The sequence below is a fragment of the Chamaesiphon sp. VAR_69_metabat_338 genome (assembly GCF_031423935.1).
GTDB lineage: Bacteria > Cyanobacteriota > Cyanobacteriia > Cyanobacteriales > Chamaesiphonaceae > Chamaesiphon.
On record NZ_JANPGM010000505.1, the window covers coordinates 1 to 6,251 of the forward strand.

Sequence of the window (6,251 nt, forward strand, 5' to 3'; positions counted from 1 at the left end):
CTGAGTCTAGCGATTTCAGCGCGGAGTTCGTCAACTGTCTCTTGAATATCAACAGTTTGCCCTGTCGAGCTAACTGTAGTAGTATGCCCACCAGCGGTGTTAGTCTCGCGGGCTGCACGCTCGATTACTTCTTGGGTAAACTGACGGAGTTTTTCACCTTGTTCGGCATTGACTTTACCTAGTTCGCTCAACGTATAAGTCAAAGTCTCACCTAGCTTATCGTTCAAAGATTGTGCTAGGGCACGACCGACAAAAAAACTATTGAGTATGGGCTTGGTCATAGTATCGATAGCTACGATTGATTGGGCGTCCGTAAAGAATTATAACGCGTTGACTGTAGCGGTTGGGGCTATCGATCGGTCTAACTTTAAATTAAGGATCGAGATCGCAATCGATCCAATGGTGCGCACAAAAATGCAGCTCGACGATCTAATCGAGATCGGCTTACCCCCTGCTAACATCTGTGTTCCCATCTACCAATCGGTCTTAGATCGAGGATGACACGACCTACAAACAAGACACCATTGATGGGAACCCTAACCAACCAAGCCTCTAAATCCAAAGTTTAAAGATCGAATTTTAGCAAAAGTGGGTAAGCTATCTCTGAATTATCTATTCTACAGCTAGCTGCTTCAAATCATATGTCAGCATCCAAAGCTAAGCTAAATCCTTACATAGCTTCTACAATTGCGATCGCGTGCGGAGTTGGAGCCTTAGTAAGTCTTTATTCCCATACCATTTTTGGTAGTTTTAAGTTTTTCCAAGGTGACACTCAGGCCGCAATTGCTGATTTTACACAAGCGATCGATCTCAAGATTAATGATGATTATGCTTATTGTATGCGCGGTTACGCTCGGCTCAAATTAGGTAATAACCAAGGAGCAATTGCGGACTTCACCCAAGCGATTCAACGTAAGCCCGATGATAATTCCTCTTATAGTGGTAGGAGTTACGCTCTACATGATATGCATAAGTTTAAGGAAGCGATCGTCGATCTGAACCAAGCAATTCAAATCAATCCCAACCGGGCTTCCGACTTCTATCACAGAGGTATGAATCGAGCTGACTTAGGCGACTATCGAAGAGCGATCGAAGATTATGATCGGGCAATTGTACTCAAACCTAATGATGTTTCTGCTTATCAATTGCGGGCTTTCAGCAAACTTAGGTTAGAGGATAAGCAGGGAGCTATTGCAGATTACGATCGCGCGATGCAACTCGAACCCACTCATGTAGTTTCTTATCTAGGTCGGGGTATTGCGCGGCACCATTTGGGTGACGTTCGGGGAGCAATAGTAGATTTCGATCGAGCAATTAAGATCGCCCCTAACGATGCTTTTGCTTACTATCTCCGAGGTGAAGCTCTAATTAAAATAGCTCGTAAGCAATCAGCAATCGAAAACTACGAGCGATCGGCTCAACTATATTTGAAACAAGCCAAAACTGTAGAGTATCAGAAAATAGTCGAGCGGATCGCTAAACTTAAACGTTCATAGACTGGAGCTTTAAAAGACTGAGCCGATAAACTTAACTACTCAATTTAATCTTCATCCCAAGCTTCGACTTCGAGTAGTTCGCTGACGGGATCTTGGAGTGTGAAACCAAAATCTAGTAATTCATTTTTCCAATGTTGCCATTTGTCACCGTAGAGAAAGGCAATTTTCCAGATGCGATCGCTCGGACTGAGAATCTTGGATGCGACCAAAGATTCGACTTGACGTTGCATTTTCACCATTGGGTGAAGTACTTGCTGGGTCATAGATAAAGATTTAATTGTGTGAATGCTTAAAATTAAAAATTACTGCTCGCTAAATGCCTGCTTTCTATCTCGGCTCTTACAATCCGCGAGGGAAGTTTGCTCTTGTATTTGTACCGTACGATCCCGAACATTGTCAACTTTTATTGTAGTCGATCTTTAGGGTAGATCGCGGCTATATTTAATGTAATTATTAGCTTTGCCGTGTAGTTTGCTACGATCGTTGAATCGATTATCCTTTGATGGAACCGAGCGATTATTGTCACTCAGCCAACTTACCACTCTAATTATTGCAGTCCGGCAAATAACCAATTAATTGCAATTCCCAAAACCGAACCGGCAATCACTTGGACGGGGGTATGCCCTAACAATTCCTTAAGTTTTACCTCATTAAACTTGTGGTCTTCAGAGAATAATTCTTCGATCATTTGGTTGAGAATGCGCGCTTGTTTGCCGGCTGCTTGACGAACGCCAGCAGCATCATACATCACCACGATCGCAAAAATAGTCGCGATCGCAAACTCAGCACTTTTCCAACCCAAACTTTCACCGACACCCGCTGCCAGAGCGGTAACTAGAGCCGAATGGGCACTCGGCATGCCGCCGGTAGTCGTCAAGACTTTGACGCTAAATTTACCATTTTGGATGACGTCAATAATCAGTTTGAGGACTTGAGCGATTAGACAAGCAGCAACCGCCACTAGTAAAATCCGGTTATCCAGAATTTGAGCGATGTCGTTAACAATTGGGGCTGCCTTACTAACCACGTAAATAACCTAAAGTGAAGAAAGGACTAAAAGCAATAGCTCAGACCGAGCATTCGTAGCTGTGAAGCGGGATTCCACTCAAGCGCGAGCGATCGCATTTGCATCGTTCAACCAGATAGTAGATCGATATCCCCAGTGGTTAGATTAATTTTTGCGATCGGTGATGTAATCGGCTAGTGCTTGAAGGGGCTTAGCACGATCTCCAAACTCATTCAAAATAGTTTTTGCTTCCGCTACTAGTTTATCAGCTTGGCGTTTGGATTCTTCCAGTCCCCACAGTTTCGGATAGGTGGCTTTTTGGGCTTCGAGATCTTTGCCTGCGGTTTTGCCGAGTTCGGCTTGGGTAGCGGTGATATCGAGAATATCATCGATGATTTGGAAGGCTAAACCGATATTGTCAGCGAATTTAGCGAGTTTTTCGATTTCTGGTGCAGTGGCTCCGGCTAAAATTGCGCCGCAGACGACGCAAGCTTTGAGTAGGGCACCTGTTTTGTGGTTGTGGATATAGGTGAGTGTCTCTACCGAAATATCCGATTTGCCTTCGGATTCGAGATCGACAACTTGTCACCGACTAAACCATTAGCACCAGACGCTCTGGCTAAATGGGCAATCGCCTGAAGCACTCGATCGGCACTGACGCCTTGAGTCTGGGTCGCGATATACTCAAACGAATAGGCTAGCAATCCGTCCCCAGCCAGGATCGCGATATCTTCACCATAAACTTTATGATTTGTCAGCTTGCCCCGCCGATAATCATCGTTATCCATTGCCGGTAAATCGTCATGGATCAGCGACATGGTATGCACCATTTCGAGCGCGCAAGCCATCGGCACGACTAAATCGGCACTACCGCCAATCAGCTCGCAACTGGCAATACACAACATCGGACGCAGCCGCTTGCCACCAGCTAGTAACGAATACCTCATCGCTTCATAAATGGTGTCCGGGTAGCCAGGACGGATGGCTGCATCCAAGGCTACCTCGATCTGGGGCTGCCGCTCGGCAAGATAAGCCGCCAGATCGAAGGTCATAGGGGAAGAGATTTCCTGGTTACTAGTCATTGCGCGCGCTAGAGAATAGAGGGACAATCTTTGCAGATCTTGTCTCAACTATTTTACGAGGGATTGGCTCTTTTTAGGGGATAGGGGATAGAGAGTAGGGAACAGGGGCTAAATTATCGACTTGTCTGTTTAGGACGCAAGCATCCTTATCTTTTAAACACCACTCTCTCTACAGTGCGATCTAGACTTTGGACATGGTGCGGCGAGTGGGTAAAGCTAGTTGAGGTCGATCTTGGACGGCAACTTCGGCGGGGACATCTTGCAATAAGACCTCGCGAATCAAGCGGGCAGCCATTCTTTGGGTTAAACCGCTGGCGATCTTTTGCCCGAAGGATTGGGTTTCGGATTTCATCAAGAGTTGAGGAATCCGAGGTAAAACGATCGCCGGATCGAAGCCTTTGGTCTGCTGTAAGATGCCCCAAATCCGCTGGATGTGTTCGAGTCCATTCGATGTGGGTTGGGCGTTTGCAGGGGTGGTGGGTACCTTCATGCCGATCCCCTTTTGAATGGCGTGAGTGACACTTTGGAGGGTATTGTTGCCAAAATTATCTAAGCCGCGCACGATTTCGTCGGCGAGATAATCGCGGATAAAGGTGCCGCGATCGGAGAGAATAAAGTCTAAGGTTTGGTCGATGACTTGATTGAGATCGTACTCGTCGCTACTGCGGGCATTGTTGAGGAGATTTTCCAAGCGATTCCAGCGGAAGGAACCATCTTTAAATAAGAGTTCTTTGAGGGAGTTTCTGAGGTCAGGAGCGGTATCTGTGAGCAGTCGTTTGGCAACATAGGGATAAGCTTTTGCCAATACTTTAAATTCCGGATCGACCGAAATGGCAATCCCTTCGAGGGTGGCTAGCGATCGCAAGATCAAGGCATAATAAGCGGGCACTTGGAACGGAAATTCGTACATCACGCCTGACAATTGGTCGGTGACGCTCTTGAAATCTAGATCGGCAATATTGGTACTACTCGCGCCGAGGGAACTATTAAATACATAAGATAAAGCCGGAATAATCGGCGTGAGATCGGTATCGGGAGTCAGAAATTCTAACTTAACAAAATCTCGTCCCAACCCATCAAAATCGCGATTGACTAAATGCACGATCGCTTCGACTAAACCATAACGTTGATATGGTTTGACTTGGCTCATCATCCCAAAATCCAGGTAAGCTAATTTACCATCGGGGGTAGCGAGTAAATTCCCTGGATGCGGATCGGCATGAAAGAAACCATGTTCTAATAACTGGCGGAGCGAGCACTGGACACCGACTTCAACTAAGTAGGTAGCATTGAGTCCCTGAGCGGCGACTGCTTCAAGATTGGTTAATTTTGTGCCGGTAATCCACTCCATTGTCAGGACGCGTCTGCCCGTATATTGCCAGTAAATACTGGGGACATAGATATCTTGCATCCCACCGTACAATTCGGCAAACTTTTCGGCGTTGTGTCCTTCGTTCTCGTAATCCATCTCCTCGAAAATGCGTTCGGCAAATTCATCGACGATCGAGACTAAATTGCTGCGAATTTGTGGAAAATTAGTTTGCGCCCACATTGATAAAGTCCGAACGACATGCAAATCTAAAGCGATACTATCTGCTAATCCAGGGCGTTGGACTTTGATCGCGACATCTTCACCGCTCCAAAGTTTACCTTTATATACTTGGCCGAGAGAAGCTGCGGCGATCGGTAAATCGCTAATTTCGGCATAAATTGCTTCGGGTCGGTCGCCTAATTCTTCTTCGATAAATTGATAGGCAATCTCGTTAGAAAAAGCGGGAATATTATCTTGTAATTGAGCTAATTCTTCTAGAAATTGGGGCGGTACGAGGTCGGGACGTGTCGAGAGTGCCTGACCGATTTTGATATATGCTGGCCCTAATTTGGTCAGCAATCTGCGAATTTGAGTGGCACGTTTGCCGAGGTTTTGTTTGGAACGATTGGTAATTTTATCGAACCACAATCCCAATGCGAAATTGACGATTGGCAAAAAGATACTAATGAAGCGGGCAAACACCTTCAGGGGCTGACTGCTGTAATACTGCGCGATCGCGATCGGATCGTACCCCAGCCAGGTTTCGTCGGTAATTTCTTTGACTCTACGGGAATTCACAACTTCTGCATCAGCCACTAGTTCGGTGGATACGGCTGCTACTGGCTGGTTAGACGGAGCATCGACTCGATTCATCTCTGGTGCAGACTGAGTAGAAGGTGTGGTGTTCATGAGGTGATAGTATTTAGCCCTGTTAAGTATTGTAACAATTCTGCGAACTCACTGGGGATATTATCTACTTTACTGTGTGCGGATGATTAAAGGCTGGGGGTTTTCCTCATAATTGGGGAGCGGACTTCCGATCGTGCGGCTTTAGGTTTCAGGGTAATGCTGGTACTAAGCTTGATGGCAAACGATCTACACTTGTGGGCTGCGTTTTTCCTAGTGGGGACAGAACCCGGATCTGGGGGTTGTCTTGACGCGCTAAACCGTCGGGAAACAAAGGCGTGCGCGCGTCGCTCCGAACCCCAGACCCCCAGACCCCCGTTAATTGATGGGATGCTGTATTAATTTGGATCGCTGTCTTGTCTCATTCTCCCCGCTCCCTGCTCTCCGTTCCCTGCTCCCTGCTCCCCATCCTCCCTATGCATCTAGACTTCCAATTACATCAACGCTGG

General features: G+C 46.6%; 5 protein-coding genes and 1 pseudogene. 1 reads left to right on the forward strand and 5 read right to left on the reverse strand.

Features of this window, described 5'->3' with window-relative positions; genetic code table 11:
- Positions 1-281, reverse strand: a 281-nt coding sequence (locus RMO84_RS14060) for a DUF6825 family protein (protein WP_310489077.1), incomplete at its 3' end; no start/stop codon positions are given.
- A 360-nt stretch (positions 282-641) separates the two neighbouring features.
- Between RMO84_RS14060 and RMO84_RS14065 the strand changes: the two genes are divergently transcribed.
- Positions 642-1,496 carry a tetratricopeptide repeat protein gene (locus tag RMO84_RS14065; RefSeq protein WP_310489078.1) on the forward strand — a complete coding sequence of 285 codons (855 nt, stop codon included), beginning with the start codon at positions 642-644 and terminating at the stop codon, positions 1,494-1,496.
- A gap of 44 nt (positions 1,497-1,540) precedes the next feature.
- Here the strand turns inward: RMO84_RS14065 and RMO84_RS14070 are convergent, their stop codons facing one another.
- The 4 genes and pseudogenes from RMO84_RS14070 to RMO84_RS14085 all read right to left on the reverse strand — a co-directional run bounded on the left by RMO84_RS14070 (position 1,541) and on the right by RMO84_RS14085 (position 5,805).
- Positions 1,541-1,759 carry a DUF4327 family protein gene (locus tag RMO84_RS14070; protein WP_310489079.1) on the reverse strand — a complete coding sequence of 73 codons (219 nt, stop codon included), beginning with the start codon at positions 1,757-1,759 and terminating at the stop codon, positions 1,541-1,543.
- Positions 1,760-2,043: 284 nt separating this feature from the next.
- Positions 2,044-2,523 (reverse strand): divergent PAP2 family protein, encoded by a 480-nt coding sequence (locus RMO84_RS14075; RefSeq protein ID WP_310489080.1) that lies wholly within the window; start codon positions 2,521-2,523, stop codon positions 2,044-2,046.
- 144 nt (positions 2,524-2,667) lie between these two features.
- Positions 2,668-3,584, reverse strand: a pseudogene (gene crtE / locus RMO84_RS14080) (geranylgeranyl diphosphate synthase CrtE).
- 181 nt (positions 3,585-3,765) lie between these two features.
- Positions 3,766-5,805: an AarF/ABC1/UbiB kinase family protein gene (locus tag RMO84_RS14085; protein ID WP_310489081.1), complete on the reverse strand. Its 2,040-nt coding sequence runs from the start codon at positions 5,803-5,805 to the stop codon at positions 3,766-3,768.
- Between the last annotated feature and the right edge of the window lie 446 nt (positions 5,806-6,251).

Bases quoted from the DNA above. Each gene is read 5' to 3' on its own strand.
- RMO84_RS14065 (WP_310489078.1), top strand. From the start codon at position 642: ATGTCAGCATCCAAAGCTAAGCTAAATCCTTACATAGCTTCTACAATT.
- RMO84_RS14070 (WP_310489079.1), bottom strand. From the start codon at position 1,759: ATGACCCAGCAAGTACTTCACCCAATGGTGAAAATGCAACGTCAAGTC.
- RMO84_RS14085 (WP_310489081.1), bottom strand. From the start codon at position 5,805: ATGAACACCACACCTTCTACTCAGTCTGCACCAGAGATGAATCGAGTC.